12 protein-coding genes are annotated in these 18,258 nt (G+C 66.4%); 5 read left to right on the forward strand and 7 right to left on the reverse strand.

The features are described from left to right. Positions 1–232 precede the first annotated feature (232 nt). The 5 genes from ABCR94_RS17400 (at position 233) to ABCR94_RS17420 (ending at position 10,855) form a co-directional block, all read left to right on the forward strand. Positions 233–3,919 (forward strand): DEAD/DEAH box helicase family protein, encoded by a 3,687-nt coding sequence (locus tag ABCR94_RS17400; RefSeq protein WP_347120227.1) that lies wholly within the window; start codon positions 233–235, stop codon positions 3,917–3,919. Further along, on the forward strand, positions 3,916–5,385 hold the full coding sequence (locus tag ABCR94_RS17405; protein ID WP_347120228.1) for a restriction endonuclease subunit S: 1,470 nt from the start codon (positions 3,916–3,918) through the stop codon (positions 5,383–5,385). The genes ABCR94_RS17400 and ABCR94_RS17405 overlap by 4 nt, the downstream gene beginning before the upstream one ends. Positions 5,386–5,390: 5 nt before the next feature. Next, positions 5,391–6,953, forward strand: coding sequence for a class I SAM-dependent DNA methyltransferase (locus ABCR94_RS17410; protein WP_347120229.1), 1,563 nt, complete (start codon positions 5,391–5,393; stop codon positions 6,951–6,953). Between the two features lie 163 nt (positions 6,954–7,116). Continuing rightward, entirely contained in the window at positions 7,117–8,547 is a 1,431-nt protein-coding gene (locus ABCR94_RS17415; protein ID WP_347120230.1) for an HsdM family class I SAM-dependent methyltransferase, read from the forward strand. Between the two features lie 166 nt (positions 8,548–8,713). Next, a complete protein-coding gene (locus ABCR94_RS17420; RefSeq protein ID WP_347120231.1) occupies positions 8,714–10,855 on the forward strand; it encodes an AIPR family protein in 2,142 nt (713 codons plus the stop codon). Positions 10,856–10,941: 86 nt separating this feature from the next. Here ABCR94_RS17420 and tyrS read toward each other — a convergent pair whose 3' ends face one another. The 7 genes from tyrS to ABCR94_RS17455 form a co-directional block, all read right to left on the reverse strand. Beyond that, positions 10,942–12,348, reverse strand: coding sequence for a tyrosine--tRNA ligase (gene tyrS / locus ABCR94_RS17425; protein WP_347120232.1), 1,407 nt, complete (start codon positions 12,346–12,348; stop codon positions 10,942–10,944). Positions 12,349–12,423: 75 nt separating this feature from the next. Beyond that, positions 12,424–13,362: a glycosyltransferase family 2 protein gene (locus ABCR94_RS17430; protein WP_347120233.1), complete on the reverse strand. Its 939-nt coding sequence runs from the start codon at positions 13,360–13,362 to the stop codon at positions 12,424–12,426. After that, the gene (locus ABCR94_RS17435) at positions 13,359–14,459 is read right to left on the reverse strand and encodes a glycosyltransferase family protein (protein ID WP_347120234.1); all 1,101 of its coding nucleotides are present in this window, start codon (positions 14,457–14,459) and stop codon (positions 13,359–13,361) included. Before ABCR94_RS17435 ends, ABCR94_RS17430 begins: the two co-directional genes overlap by 4 nt. After that, positions 14,456–15,163 carry a methyltransferase domain-containing protein gene (locus tag ABCR94_RS17440; RefSeq protein ID WP_347120235.1) on the reverse strand — a complete coding sequence of 236 codons (708 nt, stop codon included), beginning with the start codon at positions 15,161–15,163 and terminating at the stop codon, positions 14,456–14,458. Before ABCR94_RS17440 ends, ABCR94_RS17435 begins: the two co-directional genes overlap by 4 nt. Before the next feature lie 33 nt (positions 15,164–15,196). Then, the gene (locus tag ABCR94_RS17445; RefSeq protein ID WP_347120236.1) at positions 15,197–16,213 is read right to left on the reverse strand and encodes a hypothetical protein; all 1,017 of its coding nucleotides are present in this window, start codon (positions 16,211–16,213) and stop codon (positions 15,197–15,199) included. Further along, on the reverse strand, positions 16,210–17,118 hold the full coding sequence (locus ABCR94_RS17450; RefSeq protein ID WP_347120237.1) for a radical SAM protein: 909 nt from the start codon (positions 17,116–17,118) through the stop codon (positions 16,210–16,212). Before ABCR94_RS17450 ends, ABCR94_RS17445 begins: the two co-directional genes overlap by 4 nt. Continuing rightward, entirely contained in the window at positions 17,112–18,251 is a 1,140-nt protein-coding gene (locus tag ABCR94_RS17455; RefSeq protein ID WP_347120238.1) for a hypothetical protein, read from the reverse strand. Before ABCR94_RS17455 ends, ABCR94_RS17450 begins: the two co-directional genes overlap by 7 nt. Positions 18,252–18,258 lie beyond the last annotated feature (7 nt).

Raw genomic sequence — 18,258 nt, forward strand, 5'->3', positions numbered from 1 at the left:
TGGTCCGTTTTGGCCGAGGTGGGGCACGGCGGCTTGACGGGAGGGGGAACGGGCTGGGAGTCGGAACGGGCCGGGAATCAGTGCCCGCATGGCGTCGCCGGAATCCTTGGCGGTGTGAGGACCTGCCCCGTTAGGGTCGATGGAGGATCACGCGCGAGTTTGGTCAGAGGCGTGATCACGCTGGAGGCTCGATGAGCGGGTACGAACTACTTAGAAAAGGCGGAAGGGCCACATGAGTGCAGGCGGCGCAGTCGGTTCTACGGCGGACCCCAGACTGGTACGACTCGCCCAGCAGTCCAGGAACTTTGGATTCCTTCTGACCGACCTCCCGCTCCTCGTCGCCTATGGGGCCGCTGCCGAGAGCCACGTCTTCGACGACCCCAACACCTCGCTGATCAAGTCGCGGCAGTTCGGAGAAGCCCTCGCAGAGGATCTGGTGAGCCGGGGCCGGGTCCGGGCCGAAGGAAGTACCCACTTCGACCGACTCAGGGCCCTGGACCGGGAGGGCTATCTCCACCACGACGTCGGCAACGCCTTCCACGAGGTACGCAGACTCGGCAATGACGCCAACCACAAGGGCCACGACAGCGCCGAAGATGCTTTCCGTGCCCTGCGGACCTGTTTCCGTCTCGGTGTCTGGTATCACCGTCTGCTCACCGGTTCCCGCGTACAGCTCACCTTCGTACCGCCGAGCCCAGACCGAACGCCAGCCGCTCGGAACGCTCGCCTTGCGGACGATGTCGCCGCCGCCCGCAAGGCGCTTGAGGAGGCCCGGCTCAGCTACCGGGACCAGGCATCCCAGGCCCAGGTCGAGCAGGCTGCGCGTACCGCGGCCGAGCGTGAGCTCGCCCAGGCCCAGGCCGAGCGCGAGGAGCTGGCCCGCCAGGTTGCCGCGATGCAGGCGCAGCTGGCGGCTATCGAGACGGCGGCCGACCAGGAGCGTGCTCACCGTCGCCGTGCCGACGCCACCAGCACGGCCGCTGCCTCCGCCGCGGTCGCAGAGCGCGCTCGCCTCCTCGACAACGCGGAGCAGGCCTCTCGAGAGCCCCTCACTGAGGCCCAGGTCCGTTCCAGGCTCGACGAGATGCTGAGGCAGGCCGGCTGGGACGTCCAGAACGCCGCATCGGGTCTCAACCTTCATGTCCAGGGTGACCGGCGCGGCAGCGGTGTCGCCGTCCGTGAAGTGACCACCGCACGTGGCCGCGCCGACTACGCCTTGTACGTGGAGGCCAAGCTCGTCGGCGTCATCGAGGCCAAGCGAGAGGGCGCCGACCTCTCGGCAGCAGAGACCCAGGCCAATGGGTACGCCGACCACCTCACCGACGCACAGCAGCGCCTGGTGGCCTGGCGCACCCCGCTGCCGTTCCGGTACGTGAGCGATGGCGGCGAGACCCGCTTCCGTTCCACCCTCGATCCGGACTCCCGCACCCGTCGGATCTTCTCCTTCCACCAGCCGCGCACCCTGGCACGCTGGATGCGCCAAGCCGACCAGGACCCACAGGCCCCCAGTTACCGGGCCCGGCTGCGGCTGCGGATGCCCGAACTCGACGAGCGCCCGCTGCGCCCAGCTCAGATCACTGCCGTCCAGGGGGTGGAAAACTCCGTCGCCCTCGGCCGGGGCCAGCACGGGATGGGGCAGTCCCGCTCCCTTGTCCAGATGGCCACCGGCGCTGGCAAGACGTACACGGCCGTCACGTTCTCCTATCGCATGCTCAAGCACGCCCGCGCTGAACGGGTGCTCTTCCTCGTCGACCGCAACAACCTGGGCGCACAGGCCTTCGCGGAGTTTGAGAACTTCACCACCCCGGATACCCACCGAAAGTTCGCCGACCTCTTCAATGTGCAGCGGCTGGGCGCTGAGGGGATGCTCGCCTCGTCGAAGGTCGTCATCTCCACCGTCCAGCGCCTCTACATGGAGCTCACCGGCCGCCGGCTTCCCGACGCGGCCCCTGAAGGGGAGGGCGACGAATCCGACCTGCCGTACGACGTGCCGGGAGACATCGAGGTCGGATACAACGACACCATCCCCCCTGAAGCCTTCGACCTGATCGTCGTCGACGAGTGCCACCGCTCCATCTACGGCAAGTGGCGCTCGGTCCTGGAGTACTTCGATGCCCCGATCGTCGGCCTCACCGCCACCCCCGTCGCCCAGACCTTCGGCTACTTCAACGGCAACCTGGTCAGTGAGTACAGCTATCGGGAGGCCGTCGCCGACGGAGTCAACGTCGACTTCTCCGTGTATGAGATCGAGACGCGGATAACAGGCGAGGGCGGGGTCATCGCCAAGGGAACGGTCCCGGTCCGCGACCGTCGCACCCGCCGTGAGCGTTACGAGGACATCGCCGAGGACATCGACTATGGAGCGAAGGAAGTCGGCGTCGGCATCATCAGCAAGGACCAGTTGCGCACGGTGGTCCAGACCTTCAGAGACCGGCTCTTCACGGAGATTTTCCCGGAACGGGCCAAGCACGACCCGGATACCGGCGCGCTGTTGTGGGACGAGATGTATGTCCCCAAGACCCTGGTCTTCGCGAAGAACGACAATCATGCCGAAGAGATCGTCGAGGTCATTCGGGACGTCTTCGGCAAGGGCAACGACTTCTGCGCCAAGATCACACACGCGGCCCGGAAACCGGCCGAACGGCTCGCCGACTTCCGTAACCTTCCCCAGCTCCGCATCGCGGTCACTGTCGACATGATCGCCACCGGCACGGACGTCAAGCCCCTCGAATGTCTGATCTTCCTTCGGGACGTCAAGAGCTGGGCCTACTTCGAGCAGATGAAGGGCCGGGGCGCGCGCACGCTCTCCCTCACCGACTTCGAACGGGTGACACCCGGCGTCGGCCCCAAGACCCGCTTCGTCATGGTCGACGCGGTCGGCGTTACACGAAAGCCCAAGGTCGACGCAGCTCCCCTGGAGCGCCACAGCGACAAGCAGATCAGCTTGGAGAAGCTGCTCCGCAAGACCGCCGCGCACACGATCGAGGAGGAAGAGGTCTCCACGCTCGCTGCCCGCCTCGCCAAACTCGACCTTCAGATGACGAGCGAGGAACGTGCCGAGATCGAGCGCATCAGCGGTGGGGTACCGCTGAAGGACATCGTCCACGGCATGGTCAGGGCGGTCTCGACCGATGATCAGCTGGAGGCCAGGGAAGCCGCCGAACGTACTGGCCGAGACCCCGACCGCGCGGTCCGCGACCTCATCGAGCATGCGCTGAAGCCACTTGCCGCCGCACCGGTACTGCGCAGCAGGCTTCTGGAGATGCGTCGCGCCAAGGACATCCTGTACGACGAGAACAGCCGCGACGCGCTGGTCCGGGCGGGCGCGGCCGTCGACAATGAGGAGAGCGCACAGGCCACCGTCCGCGACTGGAAGCAGTACATCGACGACAACCGCGACGAGATTGCTGCCATGACCATCGCTTTCGGCGCCGACTCCGCCGTCCCACCCGCCGTCGCACTACGGCGCCTCCAGGACGTGGCCCGCAGCGTCGCCCGCCCGCCGCGCTCCTGGACCCCCGACATGCTCTGGAAGGCGTACGAGAATGTCGGCGAGGCGCTGGTACATAAGCGAGCCAAGCGCACCGCTGCCGACCTTCTCGCCCTCCTGCGTTACGAACTTGCCGGCGGTGCGGAACATGGAGCACCGGCGCCTCGCCCTCACGAAGAGGCTGTACGGGAGCGGTATTCGGCCTGGCTCGCCCGCCAGGAACAGTCCGGCGTCAACTTTAGTACGCGCGAACGCTGGTGGCTCGACCACATCGTCGGTGCGACCATTGAGCGTGTACGCTTCGACACCGCCGACCTTGACTACGCCCCGTTCACTACACGTAACGGAACCGACGGATTCCTCGCCGAATTCGGAGCGAACCGGGCGGAAGAAATCATTGACGAATTGGACAAGGAGCTGGGCGCGTGACGAACTCGGGCGTGGGGGATTCAGTGGCGATCGCGCCAGGGGATGGGCTGCCGGAGGGATGGGTTCGGGCGACGCTCGGGGAGCTCGGTGTCGAGGCGCAGCCGGGATTCGCCAGCGGCAAGCACAATCGCGACGGAAACGGCATCGTTCACCTCCGGCCGATGAACGTAACGCGTAACGGCGTCATGGATACATCGGATGCCCGGTATGTGGCTGATGATTCTGCTCGCCGTGTCGAATTCGGCGATGTGCTCTTCAATAACACGAACAGTCCGGCCTGGGTGGGGAAGACTGCGTGGATTAACTCGGTCGAACCCTTGGCGTACTCGAACCACATGACGCGCCTGCGAGGCCCTGAAGGGCTGGATGGAAAGTTTCTTGCGGTTCAGCTTCACCATCTGTGGGCGATCGGTCACTTCAAGACGGTGCTGAACAACCACGTGAACCAGGCGAGCGTGGCGCGGAAGGCGCTGTTGGACACCTCGATTGTGGTGCCGCCTCTCCCTGAACAGTACCGAATCGTCACCAAGCTGGACGAACAGCTCGTCCACATCGAGGCTGGCGAAGCGGCAGCGCGTACCGCACTAGCGAGTTCCGAAATCCTCCGAGACCGGATTACGGGTCAGGGTGCCTGCGGAGGCCTGGATGGTGCCGAACTTTTCCCTGCCGAACTGGAAAAGGCGGATGCCGATGACGGAGTACTTCCGAATCTCCCGTTGGGGTGGAGATGGGCTCGGCTCTGGGAGATCGCAGCAGTCGCAGGAGGCGTGACCAAGGACAGTAAGAAGCAGAGCGACCCTGACTATGTTGAGGTGCCATACCTCAGGGTTGCGAATGTCCAACGGGGCCGACTCGTGCTTGACCGCATCGAGAGGATCCGCGTCCCCGCAGTCAAGGCTGATGCATTGAGGCTTATGAAGGGTGATGTTCTCCTCAATGAGGGAGGGGACCGCGACAAGCTCGGACGCGGGTGGATCTGGGAAGAGCAGATCGAAGATTGCATTCATCAGAATCACGTATTCCGGGCAAGGGTTGTAAGTGATGTCCTCGACCCCCTTCTGTTGGCCTGGCACGCGAACAGCTTCGGGAAAGACTGGTGTGATCGAAATGGAAAGCAGACAGTCAACCTGGCGTCGATCAGCCTGCGCAAGATAAAGCTGCTTCCTGTACCTATCCCGCCACAGGAGACGCAAGCACAGCTCGTCAAGGTTATCCAGAGTCATGTTGAGGAAGCAGCTATAGCGCACCAGTTGGCGCAGGGGGCCCTTGCTCAGGCGTCGGAGCTTCGCGGCGCGCTCCTCCACGCAGCTTTTACCGGTGTGCTTGTCCCGCAGGACCCTGCCGACGAGCCCGCCTCGGTCCTGCTCGACCGCATCCGCGCGCAGCGCCTGACTGCTGCCAAGCCCGTTCGTAAACGTGTCCCCCGCAAGACGGCTCCCCCGGGCCAGGAAGAGCTTCCTCAGTGAGCACCATGAGTACCGACAAGTCGGCGATCCCGATCCAGTCCTCTGAACAGCAGGTCCCGACCTCCACCCTCGTCAACCGTCTCTGGTCGTACTGCGAGCTGCTCCGCCACTCCGGCGTCTCGACTCTCGACTACGTCGAGCAGCTCACGTACCTCCTCTTCCTGAAGATGGCCGACGAGCGCGCCAAACGCCCCGCCAAGTTCCGCCGCAACGCTCCCGAAGCCCCGCTCGTCCCCGAGGGGCGCGACTGGACGAGCCTGACCACCCGGTCCGCCGAAGCACTGGTCGACCACTACGAGTTCATCCTCAAGGACCTCGGCCAGCGTGGCGGCACCATGCTCGGCGAGGTCTTCACCAAAGCGTCGAACAAGATCCATGAGCCAGCCGTCCTGGAACGCCTGATTAAGGATCTGATCGACGCACACACTTGGACCACCGAGAACCAGGACCTCAAGGGCGACGCCTATGAAGGCCTCCTCCAGCGTGGTGCGGAAGACCGGAAGACGGGTGCGGGTCAGTACTTCACCCCCCGTCCGCTCATCGACGCCATGGTCGACTGCGTTCAGCCGAAGATCGGCGAGACGATCACCGACCCGGCTTGCGGCACCGGCGGCTTCCTCATCGCCGCGCACGCGCACATCGCCACCCGCTACGAGGACGAGCTGTACGGCGACGAGGGGCGCAAGCTCCAGACCGGTTCGATCACCGGTTACGAGCTGGTCCGCGAGACCGCCCGCCTCGCCCTGATGAACATGCTGCTGCACGGCATCGGAACCTCCGAGGCCAAGCCGCTGATTACCATTCAGGACTCGCTGGCCAAGCCGATTCACAAGCACTACGACATCGTGCTCGCCAACCCGCCGTTCGGTGTCGGCTCGGTGACCGGCGAGGCGTACACCGCCCGTACCGACTTCTGGGCGCCGACCACTAACAAGCAGCTCAACTTCGTCCAGCACATCTACAACCTGCTGAAGACCAACGGGCGCGGCGCTCTCGTCCTCCCCGACAACGTCCTCTTCGAGGGCGGCGCGGGCACCACGATCCGCCGCAATCTCCTCGACTTGTGTAACGTGCACACGCTCCTCAGGCTCCCGACCGGCATCTTCTATGCCAACGGAGTCAAAGCCAACGTCCTGTTCTTCGACAAGACCGGCCAGCGTTCCGGAGGCCGCCCAGGCACCCGTCAACTCTGGGTCTACGACTTCCGTACCGACCAGCGCTTCACGCTCAAGCAGCGCCAGTTGCGCCGCGAGCACCTCGACGACTTCGTCGCGGCCTATCACTCCGGTGGTTCCGACTATGCATCGCGAAAGCCCAGTGAACGGTTCCGTGCGTTCGATTACGATGAGTTGGTCGCTCGCGACAAGGTGAACCTGGACCTGACGGTCCTTCAATCCGCCTCGTCCTCCGACACGGTCTTCGCGTCCCCTGACGTGATCGCCCAGGAGATCGTGGACGAGCTGGAGACGGCCCTGGCCCAGTTCACCGCAGTGGCCCGTGCGCTCAAGACGGGTGTGCAGACTGCGGACGACAGCACCACCGAAGGCGAAGAAGCACAGGAGCGGTAAGCCGCCGTCACCCGAGCGGGTCGGTGGGGCCGTGAGGCCCAGGCCCGCTCGGGAGCGCGACAGAAGGTAGGGCGAGAGAATGATGGTCGGGCGGGGCAGCGGTCGGGGTGCGGTGGGGGAGCCGCGGGAAAGCGATTGGACGAGCAGGCGGATCACGGAGCGCTTGTGGAAGTTCTATCGGGAGAAGACCAGCACCAAGGCCTTGACTCGTCTTGAGTTCGTCGAGCACATCGCTTACTTGCTCTTCCTCAAGCTCGACCACGAACACACCCAGCGTCCCAGGCGGTTTGCCAATCCACCCATCGCCCCGGTCGGCACGTGGCCCAAGCTCACCGACCTCAACGGCGAGGACCTGCATACCTTCTTCGCCGGCCTGATGGACGAGCTCGGCGCCCCCAACCCCGCCGATCCGCGCAGGGCCACCGCGAGCGTCCTGTTCCACGATGCTCAGCCCTGGAACGTAGACCGGATGTCCGAGCTCAGACGGCTCATCGTCGAGGAGTTCGCCCCGTACCGGTGGACAGATATCCCGTCGGGCGTTCTCGGCGAGGCATTCTCCTCCATGCTTGCTGAGTGTCGTGAGGACTTCCTTACCAAGCGACAGACCGGCCAAATCCTCACGCCGCCGCCGCTCCTTGCCGTCGTCGTGAAGGCCCTCGCCGTCACCGGAGAAGACAGGGTGATCGACGCGGCTGGCGGCCTCGGCAGCACGCTGATTGCCGCGCACCGTGAGATGGAAGCCTCGAGTGCGTATGTCGACTCGACCGCTATTGCGGCGGCCGACATCGATGCCCAGATGTGCCGGTTCGCCACGATGAACATCTTGCTCAACACAGGACGCGTCCTCTCAGACATGCCGCCCGTTCTGCGCGCCGACTCTCTCAAGGCGAAGGGTGTCGCCGTCCACCGGTATCACCGGGACGTGGCCGCGACCGTGGCCATCTGCAACCCTCCGTTCAAGAGCGGGGACGTTGTGCCCGACACCGACCAGCGTGACGACTTCTGGGCGCAGAAGGCTGACCTGCCGACCAATTTCCTCCAGCACCTTGCCATCACCTTGCCGCAGGGAGCCCGGGCTGCCGTGTTCGTTCCCGACGGAGTCCTCTTCGGTAGCGGAGCTGCCGCCACCGTCCGCGAAGCGCTCCTCAAGAACTGCGACGTCCACACCCTGCTGCGGCTGCCCACGGGTATCTTCCACGGCACCAACTCCAAGTCGAACATCCTCTTCTTCACCAAGTCCGTCCCCCGGCCGACCGGTGAGCCCGCCACCCGCGAGCTGTGGGTGTATGACGCCCGGACCGACAACCACCACACGGACACGGGAAGGCCCCTCACCGAGGGCGATTTCGCGGACTTCCTCACCGCCTACCGCCCCGGCGAGGTCGACCACCGAGGGCGCACCACGTCCCCGCGTTTCCGTTCGTATCCGGTGAGCGAACTACTCCAAAGGCCAGGTGTCAGCCTCGACTTGAAGGCCAGCCTCGCCGCGACCGTCGACGACTTCGGCTCCCCAGGAGAGATCGCTCTGTCCATCGCAGAGCACCTTGACGAGGCGGGCAAACGATTCCGCACGGTGGCGCAGAGTCTCACGTAAGGCCGGTCCGAGCTCCCGGCGGGGAACCCCACGCGCCGCTGGGCAGTTCTCCGCCCATCCAGCCGCAACGCGTCGACGGAGCCCGCCGACGTACGGAAGATCGAGGTTTCACGCGCACATGCCCGCACCGCACCGCACCTCTCGTCCGTCCGCTCAGGATGTGCCCATGCAGGTCCGTCAGGTTGCCCGGGCCCTGGATGAGACGTATGTCGATCTCATTGATGTCAGCGACTTCGCCAATCACTCCGAAGACAGCCGGGTCAGCAACTTCCGGAGCCGGGCGCTGGCCGCGCACGCCGTACGGATTGTCACCGGCTGGAGTCCGAGTGACGCCGCGCTCACCGTCATCGACGGTGGAGCCGACCAGGGCATCGACGCGATCGCAGTGGACCACGACCGCAAGCACGTCTACCTGGTGCAGAGCAAGTGGTCCAACAAGGGGAACGCCACGGCGAAACTCCCGGTGATCCACGGCCTCTTCGCTGGCCTGCGACTGATCGACAGCGAGCAGTTCGCTCAGTTCAACCCGCGCGGACGGCTCCTCGCGGAGCAGGCGAAGCAGCTGATGGGAAGCGGTCCGGTTCCGGTTACGCAAGTCATCGTGCTAATGGGAACCGATCCGCTGTCGGCCGAACTGAACCAGGCTCTGGTCAACGGCGAACGGGAGTTCAACCACCACGGTGACCGGCTCGACCACAAGGTGATCCTCGCCCGCGAGATCTACGCCCTGGTACGCGACGACATAACAGACCAGCCCATCAACTTGGAAGCGGACCTCAGCCCCTGGTTCAAGCTTCCCAACCTGTACGAGTCCTATCAGGGCGTGGTGTCAGCGGATCAGGTCGCTTCCTGGGCGCAGACGGGCAACGGTCTCTTCGCGCGCAACATCCGCAACCCGCTTGGCCTGACCTCGATCAACAACGAACTCGTCACCACGCTCGTCGAAGAGCCCAATCACTTCTGGTACTTCAACAATGGGATCACTGTCCTGTGCGAGTCCCTGAAGGCGACGCACCGGCAGATCGGAGTGCCGGAAAGGTATCCGCTCAACCTGAAGATTCATGGAGCGAGCGTCGTCAACGGTGCCCAGACGGTCCGCTCGATCGCCGATGCCGTCGCCAAAGGCAGCAACGACGCGTACGCGGCAGACGTCGGGATCAGGGTCATCGTCACCGGTGGGGCGACAGAGTTCGCGAAGCAAGCTACCCGCGCCACCAACCGCCAGAACAGCGTGGAGGCCAGGGACTTCATCTCCCTCGACCCGGTACAGGCAGCGCTCATCGAGGAGATGGAGGCCGAGTTCGGCCTCCTCTACGGGGTGCGGCGTGGCGAACTGGAACCGATGCAGGACGCCGGCTGCTCCGTGGTGGAGGCGGCGTGTGCCCTTGCCTGCGCACATCCGGGAAGCCAGTACGCGGCCCGCATCGCGTCGAACCTGGACGTTCTGTGGGAGCGGGGTGGGCAGGGCGTGTACGACGCGCTCTTCCGCCCGCAGCCGAGCGTTTTTCTGCTGTGGAACGCGGTGAGGGTGCTGCGTGCCGTACGCGCCGGACTGGCCGAGCTCCGCAAGAGCTACTCGGGTCGGGCTGCCGCTGCCGTCGAGCACGGGACGTACCTGATCGCCCACCTGGTGTTCCGTCAGCTCCGTGACGCGGACGAGGCTAACGGGACCATCGAGGAACCCGATCCCACGCTTGCCTGGGCGGAGAACGCCATCCGGCAGGTGCCCGAGCTGCTTGCTCGTACAGTCCCCGCTCTGGTTATGGCCATGGACGCGGTCGGCGAACGCTCGCGTATCCAGTATCTGTGCGCGGATTCCGGGTCGGCGCGTGCACTGGTGACGGACGTACTCGACACCCTTGACTCGGGGGCGACCGTCGGCAGTGAGCTCCCGGAGAAGTACCGCAATCGTCCGACCAAGGAACGCAAGCGCCGTCGGCCCAATGCTGTACACGTCATCGTTGGCCAGGGTGCGTTGAAGGACGAAGCGCCGATGTTCCTGCACACCTACATCGAGCCCGAGCGCAGGGCCCTGGAGCCCTGGCTCGCCGCCAACGAACTGCGCGGGCGAGCCACGTGGGTCAATCACCACACCAAGCCGCTTCTGTGGGCCGCCGACGGCAACCGATACTCACCCTCAGGGCTCATTGCCCGTATGTGGGAACTCGCTGAATGGGAGGAGCGTCCCGTCTCCAACCAGGGCACGGCCCGTTGGGTGACTGAGAACGGAGAAACCCTCGTGGACCTCGCTCGTCGACTGCTCGAAGACACAGAGGGTGAGGGAGCGGGCGAGCAAGAGGCAAGTTGATCGGTTCAGTCTTGGCCGACGCTACGAGGGGAACCTTAGACCGGGGGCACCCCAGCACATGGTGGGGTGCCCCGACAAGCCTCCGGTCAGTCTGCGAGGCGCGCGACCTTACGACCCACCTTGAGGTAGAGGCTGGCCCCTTCGGGGACGTCGTCCTTGGTCACTACGGTGAGCAGGGCCTGCTGCACGTCGGCTTCGGACAGCGGGGCGCTGTGCTGCTCGCCGTCGCCGGTCTCCGCGATGAGGCGGAGACCGTTTTGCTGGGCGACGCGGCGGACCGCCGAGTTGCTGGTGGCGAAGCCCAGGACCTGGTTGATGAGGGTGCCCAGCAGGGTCTCGGCGTGCTCCTGGAGGGAGATCGTCGGGAGGTTCTGGGTGTCGCCGAAGGACCGCTTGGAGAAGCGGGCGGTGAACTCGGCGCGGGCCGCCTCGGCGGCCTTGAGGCCGTGGAGGGTGGCAGTGACCTCGCCGGCGAGGATGCGCTTGACGGCCATGGGGTGGGCGGTGCCGTCGGCGATGCGGGCCGTGACTACGGCGATCTCTTCGTCGGTCCACTCGGTGAGCTGCTTGAGGTAGGGCTCGATGAGATGGTCGGGGATGGACATCAGGCGGCCGTAGATGTCGTCCGGGGTGGAGGAGAGACCGACGTAGTTGCCCTTGGACTTGCTCATCTTGGAGCCGTTGCCGTCGGTGCCCTCGATGAGGGGGGTGGTGATGACTACCTCGGGGGTCTGCTCGCGGATTTCCATGACCTTGCGGCACATCTGGAGGTTGAGGAGCTGGTCGACGCCGCCGAGTTCGACGTCGGCGGTGATGGCGACCGAGTCGAGGGCCATGACGACGGAGTAGACGAACTCGGCGACCGAGAGGCCGTCACCGGCGGCCAGGCGGTTGCGGAAGTCCTCGCGCTGGAGAGTCATCGAGACCGGGACGCGGGCCAGGATCTCCACCAGTTCGGGGAGGCTGACCTTGTTGAGCCACTCGCCGTTGAAGCGGAGGTCGGCGCGTTCAAAGTCGATGAACGGCGTGACTTGCTTCTGGTAGCCGGAGAGGTTGGCCGCGATGTCGGCGTCGGTGAGCGGCGGACGGTCCGAGGTGCGTCCGGAGGGATCGCCGATCTTGGCCGTGACGTCACCGATGATGAAGACGACGTGGTGGCCCATCCGCTGGAAGCGGTTGGCGATGATGATCGGGACCGAGTGGCCGAGGTGAACGTCCGGCGAGGTCGGGTCGATGCCGTACTTCACGACGAGCTTCCGGCCCTCGGCCTGCGCGGCGGTGATCTTCTCGGCGAGCTTCGAGGCCGAGGGGATCACGTTGATGGCGCGGCCTTCGACCAGTGCGGCCTGCTCCTCGGGGGAGAGGTCGGTGAGGTCCAGGGAGCGGCGGCTATATGTCTCTTCCAGGAGCCGGGCGACCGTATAGTCCGCGGCCAGGTCCGATCCGTCGAGGATCTGCATGGCGCGGGTTACGGACTCGCTGAGGCGGCTCATGGTGCCTAATCGCTCCTGAAGTGGGGTGTTGGGCTGACCAGCAAGAATGGGAAGCCGTGATTTTAGCATCGTGCGTTATGCCGCCGTATTTGCTTGATCACTTTCCGTCTTGGTGTGTGGCGCGTGTGGGAGCGGTGCCAGGGGGTGGTTGGTCAGGGTGCTGCGGAGTGAGCGGAGCCAGCCGGAGAGTGGATCTTTGGCACGGAGGGTGTGGATCAGCATTGCGGCGAGAAAGAGAAGGCTGCGCGGGCGGGTGCCGAGTTGGAGGTGGGCTTCGACGCGGTGGCCTGCGGCGAGAGAGCGGAAGTGGCTCTCGATGTGGGGGAGGGTGCGGGGGTCGGCCCAGGGGAGCGGGGTTTGGCGCAGGGTGTGGAGGCGGTCGGCGAGGGCTGTGCATGTCTCGGCCCGGTATTGCTGGGAGATTCCGTGGTTGCGGCGGTCGGTCATGCTCAGCGGGTGCAGGCGGTAGTACGTCAGCGGGGTGCGGAGGACGTGGCCTCGGCCCGCCTCTTTGAGGGCGTGGAAGAAGATCTCGTTGGTGACGGGGAGCAGGGTGAGGGCCGCTTCGCGTTGGACGAGGAGTGTGCTGGTGTTGCCGCCGGGGTGGGGGTCGGGGAGGAACGGGTGGCCGTTCGCGTCGACGACGTACTCCCAGTGTTCGAGGTAGAGGCGGTCGTCACCCATGGCTTCGGCGCAGGTGCGGAGCTTGGCGGGGTGGAAGAAGTCGTCGGCGTCGAGCGGGGCGACCCAGTCGCCGGTGGCGAGGCGGAAGGCGTCGGTGAGGGTGGGGCCGAAGCCCTGCTGGTCGCGGCGGATCACGTGGATGCGGTCCCGGTGGCGGTCGCAGATGTCCGGGGTCTCGTCGGTGGAGCCGTCGTCGATGACCAGGATCTCGTGCAGAACGTAGTTGCCGGGTTCCTGTTGCAGGCAGCTGGTGATGGCGCGGTCGAGGTAGCGGCCGTAGTTGTGGCAGAGGATCACGCAGGAGATGCGGGGCCGGGCATCGTCGGTCATCGGTCGCCTCCGTAGACCTGGGCGTACGCGGTGAGGATCGTCTTGTGTTCCTGGACGCGGTAATCGAGGAAGGCCGGGTCAAGGTGGCGTGGGGCGGCGGTCAGGCGGGCGGTGGCGTTCTCTACGGCGGTGAGGAAGCGTTCGCCGTAGAGGTTGGGGTGGCCCGTGGACCAGTCGAACCACTCGGGCTCGGGGGCCAAACCCTGGTGCTGGCGGTGTTGTTCGGAAAAGTGGCCGGTGCGGGAGCAGACGGGGAGGAGGTTCAGGTCGAAGGCGAACTCCAGTTGGCCGGAGTGGCTGCCCCAGAGGTAGGGGAGCAGTATGACGTCGGAGGCCAGGCCGGCGTTGATGACGTCGTCGTCGGTGGGGTACGGGCGCATTGTCAGGCGGATGCGTGGGTCTTGGCGGGCTGTCTCCAGCAGGAGCGGCGTGCGGCTTTCGTTGGTGAAGTCGGCGGGGCTGAAGGCGCGGAGGAGGAGCTGGAGGGTGGCACCGGGGTCCGGAGTGCCGAGGCTCCAGTTGATGACGGGGGATATCTGGTCACGGCTGTGGCGAGCGGCTCCGTACATTAGGAAGCGGGCGGAGCCCGAGCCCTGTTCCCGTTCGCGGCGGAGGAGCTTTTCCGGGGGTGCGACGTAGCCGTGCGGGATGACTGTCGCGGGTGGGGGTGCGCCGAGGAGGTCGGTCAGCGCGGAGCGGGATGTGTCGGTGAGGCAGATCCAGTGGACGTTGGCTGCGAGGAGCAGGCGCAGACGGGCGGCGAAGTCTGCGGGAGCCCCGTGCATGGGGGTGGTGTCGTGAGCGGTGAAGACCACGCGGACGCCGGCGGTGGTGCAGGCGTCGAGTAGGCGTTCCAGAGTGGCGGGGTCTTCGGCGTCGATGTGGTGCAGGTGTAGGACGTCGAGCCAGGTGAGCGGGGTGTGGTCGAGGAGCCAGGCGGCGTTTACGGCGGCGGGGATCACTTCGCCGGTGGGGAGGGGGGTTTCGTTGAGGATGTGGAAGTCCGGGCCGTGCAGCTTGCGGGCGTACGGGGTGCGGGCCGGGACGTGGACCACGCGTAAGCCTTGAGGGTGGGCGGGGGCGTGGGCGGTGGTCATGGGGTCTCCGCCTCTTGGGCCAGACCGACGAGTACCAGTTGGGTGGACATGCCGTGGGAGACGTCGTCGCTGCGGGTGCGTTCGGCGGACAGGACGGCGAAGCCCGAGGCGCGCAGCAGGGCCTGCAACTCGTCGCTGGCCCACTCGCGGACGTGGCTGGGATTACGGGGCGGGCCGAGGGTGTCGTATCCGCTGCGGAACTCGCGGGCGGGCGTGGAGAGGACCGCGGCGGCGCAGCCCTCTTCAAGGAGACGGCGGAGGAGGGCGAGGGCCGGGCGCGGGTCGAGGAGGTGTTCCAGGACGTCGGAGCAGACGATCACGGAGCGGCTGATGAGGGCGGGGTCGAGCGGGAGACTGCGGGCGGATTCCAGGTCGGCTTCGATCCACTGGCCGAAGGCGTGGTGGTTGCTGCACCAGTCGAGGTTGGCACCGAAGTCGACACCGACGTAAGACCAGTTGGGGTGCGCGGCGGCCAGTGAAGCGAGCTTGCCTGCACGGCCGCAGCCGATGTCGATCAGGACGTCGCGGCCGTACTCCTCCATGCGGGCGGCGGTGTACGGGTAGACGTCGGGCTGCCAGACGGTGGTGTCGTCCGTGGCGTCGGCGAAGTACTCGACGGTGTCGCGGCTGCGGTAGCCGTACCGGATGAAGTGCGTGGTGAGGTCGCCGACGGGGGCGCTGGAGGGGGCGGGGGCTGTGTGCATGGGCGGGCTCCTGCGGTGGTGGAGGGCTTCTGATTACTTCGGCCAGAGCGAGAACATGGCGATCACGCGCTCGACGAGCGACTCGCGCAGCTCGTTCCACTCGGGATCACCGGAGCGACGGGCAGTGGCGGCCCGGTCGTAGGCCAGGCCGTCGACGTCGGGCAGACAGGCGTACATCTGGAGCAGGGCCGAGCCGTTGTCCTCGTGGGCGGAGTCGGTGTCCGTGGTGAGCAGGGCGCGGATGTCATCGGCGGGCATCGAGGCATCAATGCCGGAGCCGGGGATGCTCTTGCTCATCTTCGGTAGGCCGCCCAGGCCGGGGATCATCTTGGTGTAGATGCCGGAGAGGCGGTCGGCGGGCAGGCCCCAGCGTTCGGCGCCTCTGCGGGCGAGAGCCACGTACTTGTGCTCGTCGACGCCGAGCGAGACCAGGACGTGCCGGCCTTCGGACAGCAGGTGGACGAAGTCGGCGGCCATGAGGAGCGTGGCCTGTTTCATGCCGTAGTTGAGGTGGTCGAAGACGCCGTGGTTGCGATAGAGCCCCGAGAGGTCCTCCTCCGCCCACTGGAAATCCTCGTCCTCCAGGTGTCGGGAGAGGAGGAACGCGGTGGCGAGGACGTCGGTGCGGCCTTCCTGGCGGCGCAGTACTCCGAGGCGCTCATCGAAGCCGAGGAGGCGGATGAACTGCTCGTACTGTTCGGCGGTGCGGCGCACCTTTTCCAGCGGGGTGCGGCGAGCGTTGTAGGAGTCCAGGTCGCCCAGGACGATCTGGACGTCCAGCCCCTGCTGCTGGAGCTTGATCGCGCGCAGTAGCTGGAACAAGGTTCCGGCGTGGGGTGGGCCGCCGAGGCCGACTCCGGTGGTGACGGTGGCGGGCTGGCCGGCGGCGACCGCATCGGCGAACTCGCGGGCGCCGGTGTGGCACATCCACTTTGTACGCAGGTCGTCCGGGCTCATTCCGACGAGGCCGAAGTCTATGGCGCCGAGGCCGAGGCGCTCGTATCGGTGCTGGACGACGACATTCTCGTAGTACGCGGTGTCGAACTTCATGAGGTCACTTCCTGAGCAGTAGAGGTAGGGGTGTCGGCGCGAAGGGCGAAGGCTTCGCGGACCAGGGGTTCGAAGCCGTCGGCCAGGAGATTGCCGAGTACGGCGTTGCGCGGTGCGGCGACGCTGCCGAGATCGGCGGTGACCGTGCCGTCGGCCAGAACCCAGACGCGGAACGGGTAGGCGTCGTCCGGGGCGCGGGTCGGCTGGGCGTAGACGGGAAGGCCGGGGAGTAGAGCGCGTACCGAGTCCACGGCCTGGAGGAAGTCCTCACGGCCGAAGCCGTAGATCTCGGCCTTGCGGGTGCTGGCGCGACCGATAGGTCGGTATTGGGAGATCAGCCAGTACTCGGCGGGAGTCGTGGCGGCCAGATCGGCGATGAGCTGGGCGAGGCGGGGGAGCGACTCGATGGAGTGCTGGGTGGTGAAGGTATTGAAGGCCAGGTGGCGTTGGTCGGCGGCGAGCGTAGCGGTGTTGGCCTGGAAGCGTCCGAAGTAGCCCTGACCGCGGAACCAGTCGGCCGTCTCGGCGTCCGGGCCGTCGACGGCCAGGGAGTAGATGCTTACGTGGTCGCGCAGTCCCGGGTAACGGCCTTGGAGGAGCAGGCCGTTGGTGTGCAGGTTCGTCTCGAACCCGGCGGCGCGCGCATGCTGGAGCGCGGGCTCCAGGTGGTTGTCGTACGGCATGACGGGATCGCCGCCGGTGAAGACGATGCGGTACGCCTGTGACTCGTGCCGGATGCGGTCGATGACCTTCGCGGCGGTGGCTGCGTCGGTGGCGACGCGGTTGCGTTCGCGGTAACAGAAGCGGCAGACACCCGGGGAAGCGGTGGTTGGGGCCAGGTCCCAGGCGTTGCAGTCGGTGTTGAGGACCAGGTGAACGATGCCCAGTTCGTCGCGGTTCAGCACGGCGCCTTCTCCCTGTGCAGTACGTGCACGGCGACCGGCGGATGCAGGAGCGCGTCGATCGTGTGGGGAGTTCCGCCGGTGAGGCGGACGAAGCGGATGAGGGTGTCCAGAGCCGCGCCGGTACGGAGGATGGCAAGTGCGGTGTCGAGGCCGGCCTGGAAGGTCGGGACCGTGCGGGCGGCCAGCAGGAGCAATGCCGCGTTGAGGGCGACCGCATCCCGGGCAGAGGAGGCGTCGTGGCCGGCCAGGAGGCGAACTACGGCGGCGACGTTCTCGCGCGGGTCGGCGTGCTGCGCGATCGCGCGCAGGTTGCGGGGCAGGGGGGACGCGGCGCGAGTGACGTCGTCGGCCAGAGCCGGGTCCTCGTCGCCGTTGTAGATGCGGCAGGCGCGGACGGTGGTGCCGGGCAGGAGTTCGTCCACCTGGAGCGAGGATTTGATGGAGGAATTGACGACGGTGACGTCCGGGAGCCCGAGCCGGGAGAGCAACTGGGCGGATACGCGGGTCGCGGGATGCGACAGCCCGTACACGAAGGCGGAGCAGACGACAGGGCTCAGCAGGGCGGGGAAGGCCAGGCTGAGGGCGTGCACCGCCTGGAACCTCCCGCCGTAGCACCGGTCGAACTCCGGCACCCGGTGCTCGATGGAGAAGAACCCGAACCCGCACTCGGCCGCTATGGCGACCATGTCGTGGTGCGGCACAGCCTCGCCCTTCCCGCCGACCAGATCGATGAAGTCGCGGGAGCCGGTCCTGGAGGAGGCGCTGCGGGAGCCGAGCTTGGCGATGTGTGCTCCGCCGGTGGCCGCGACGAGCGCGCTGGCAGAGCTGAGGTTGATCGTCTTGAAGGTCTTCTTGCCGCTGCCGGTGTAGCCGACGAACCGAACCCCCGTTGGCGGCTGGTGGAAGTCCCAGCCGCTCCGGTCCAGGTGCGTGGCGGCGCGTATGGCGGCCTCGACTTCCGCGACCCTCGGCCCGCGTAACAACAGGCCGGTAAGGACACTTCCCAGCATGACGTCGCGGGTGTGGCCGGCGGGGAGGCCGAGGATGCGAAGGATGCCGTCGTGCACGTCCTGGGGAGCGATGTCGGAGGGGGAGTTTATGCGGTGTATCAGCAGGGGGGCTTGGGAGGTCACGGGGTGC

Origin of the sequence: Streptomyces changchenzhani (assembly GCF_039766235.1) — a bacterium.
Taxonomy (GTDB): Bacteria; Actinomycetota; Actinomycetes; order Streptomycetales; family Streptomycetaceae; genus Streptomyces.

What these genes read in the sequence shown, in the direction of transcription:
- ABCR94_RS17435 (WP_347120234.1), bottom strand. Translation starts at nt 14,459, where the DNA reads ATGACCACCGCCCACGCCCCCGCCCACCCTCAAGGCTTACGCGTGGTC.
- ABCR94_RS17440 (WP_347120235.1), bottom strand. Translation starts at nt 15,163, where the DNA reads ATGCACACAGCCCCCGCCCCCTCCAGCGCCCCCGTCGGCGACCTCACC.
- ABCR94_RS17420 (WP_347120231.1), top strand. Translation starts at nt 8,714, where the DNA reads ATGCAGGTCCGTCAGGTTGCCCGGGCCCTGGATGAGACGTATGTCGAT.
- ABCR94_RS17430 (WP_347120233.1), bottom strand. Translation starts at nt 13,362, where the DNA reads ATGACCGACGATGCCCGGCCCCGCATCTCCTGCGTGATCCTCTGCCAC.
- ABCR94_RS17410 (WP_347120229.1), top strand. Translation starts at nt 5,391, where the DNA reads ATGAGTACCGACAAGTCGGCGATCCCGATCCAGTCCTCTGAACAGCAG.
- ABCR94_RS17400 (WP_347120227.1), top strand. Translation starts at nt 233, where the DNA reads ATGAGTGCAGGCGGCGCAGTCGGTTCTACGGCGGACCCCAGACTGGTA.
- tyrS (WP_347120232.1), bottom strand. Translation starts at nt 12,348, where the DNA reads ATGAGCCGCCTCAGCGAGTCCGTAACCCGCGCCATGCAGATCCTCGAC.
- ABCR94_RS17445 (WP_347120236.1), bottom strand. Translation starts at nt 16,213, where the DNA reads ATGAAGTTCGACACCGCGTACTACGAGAATGTCGTCGTCCAGCACCGA.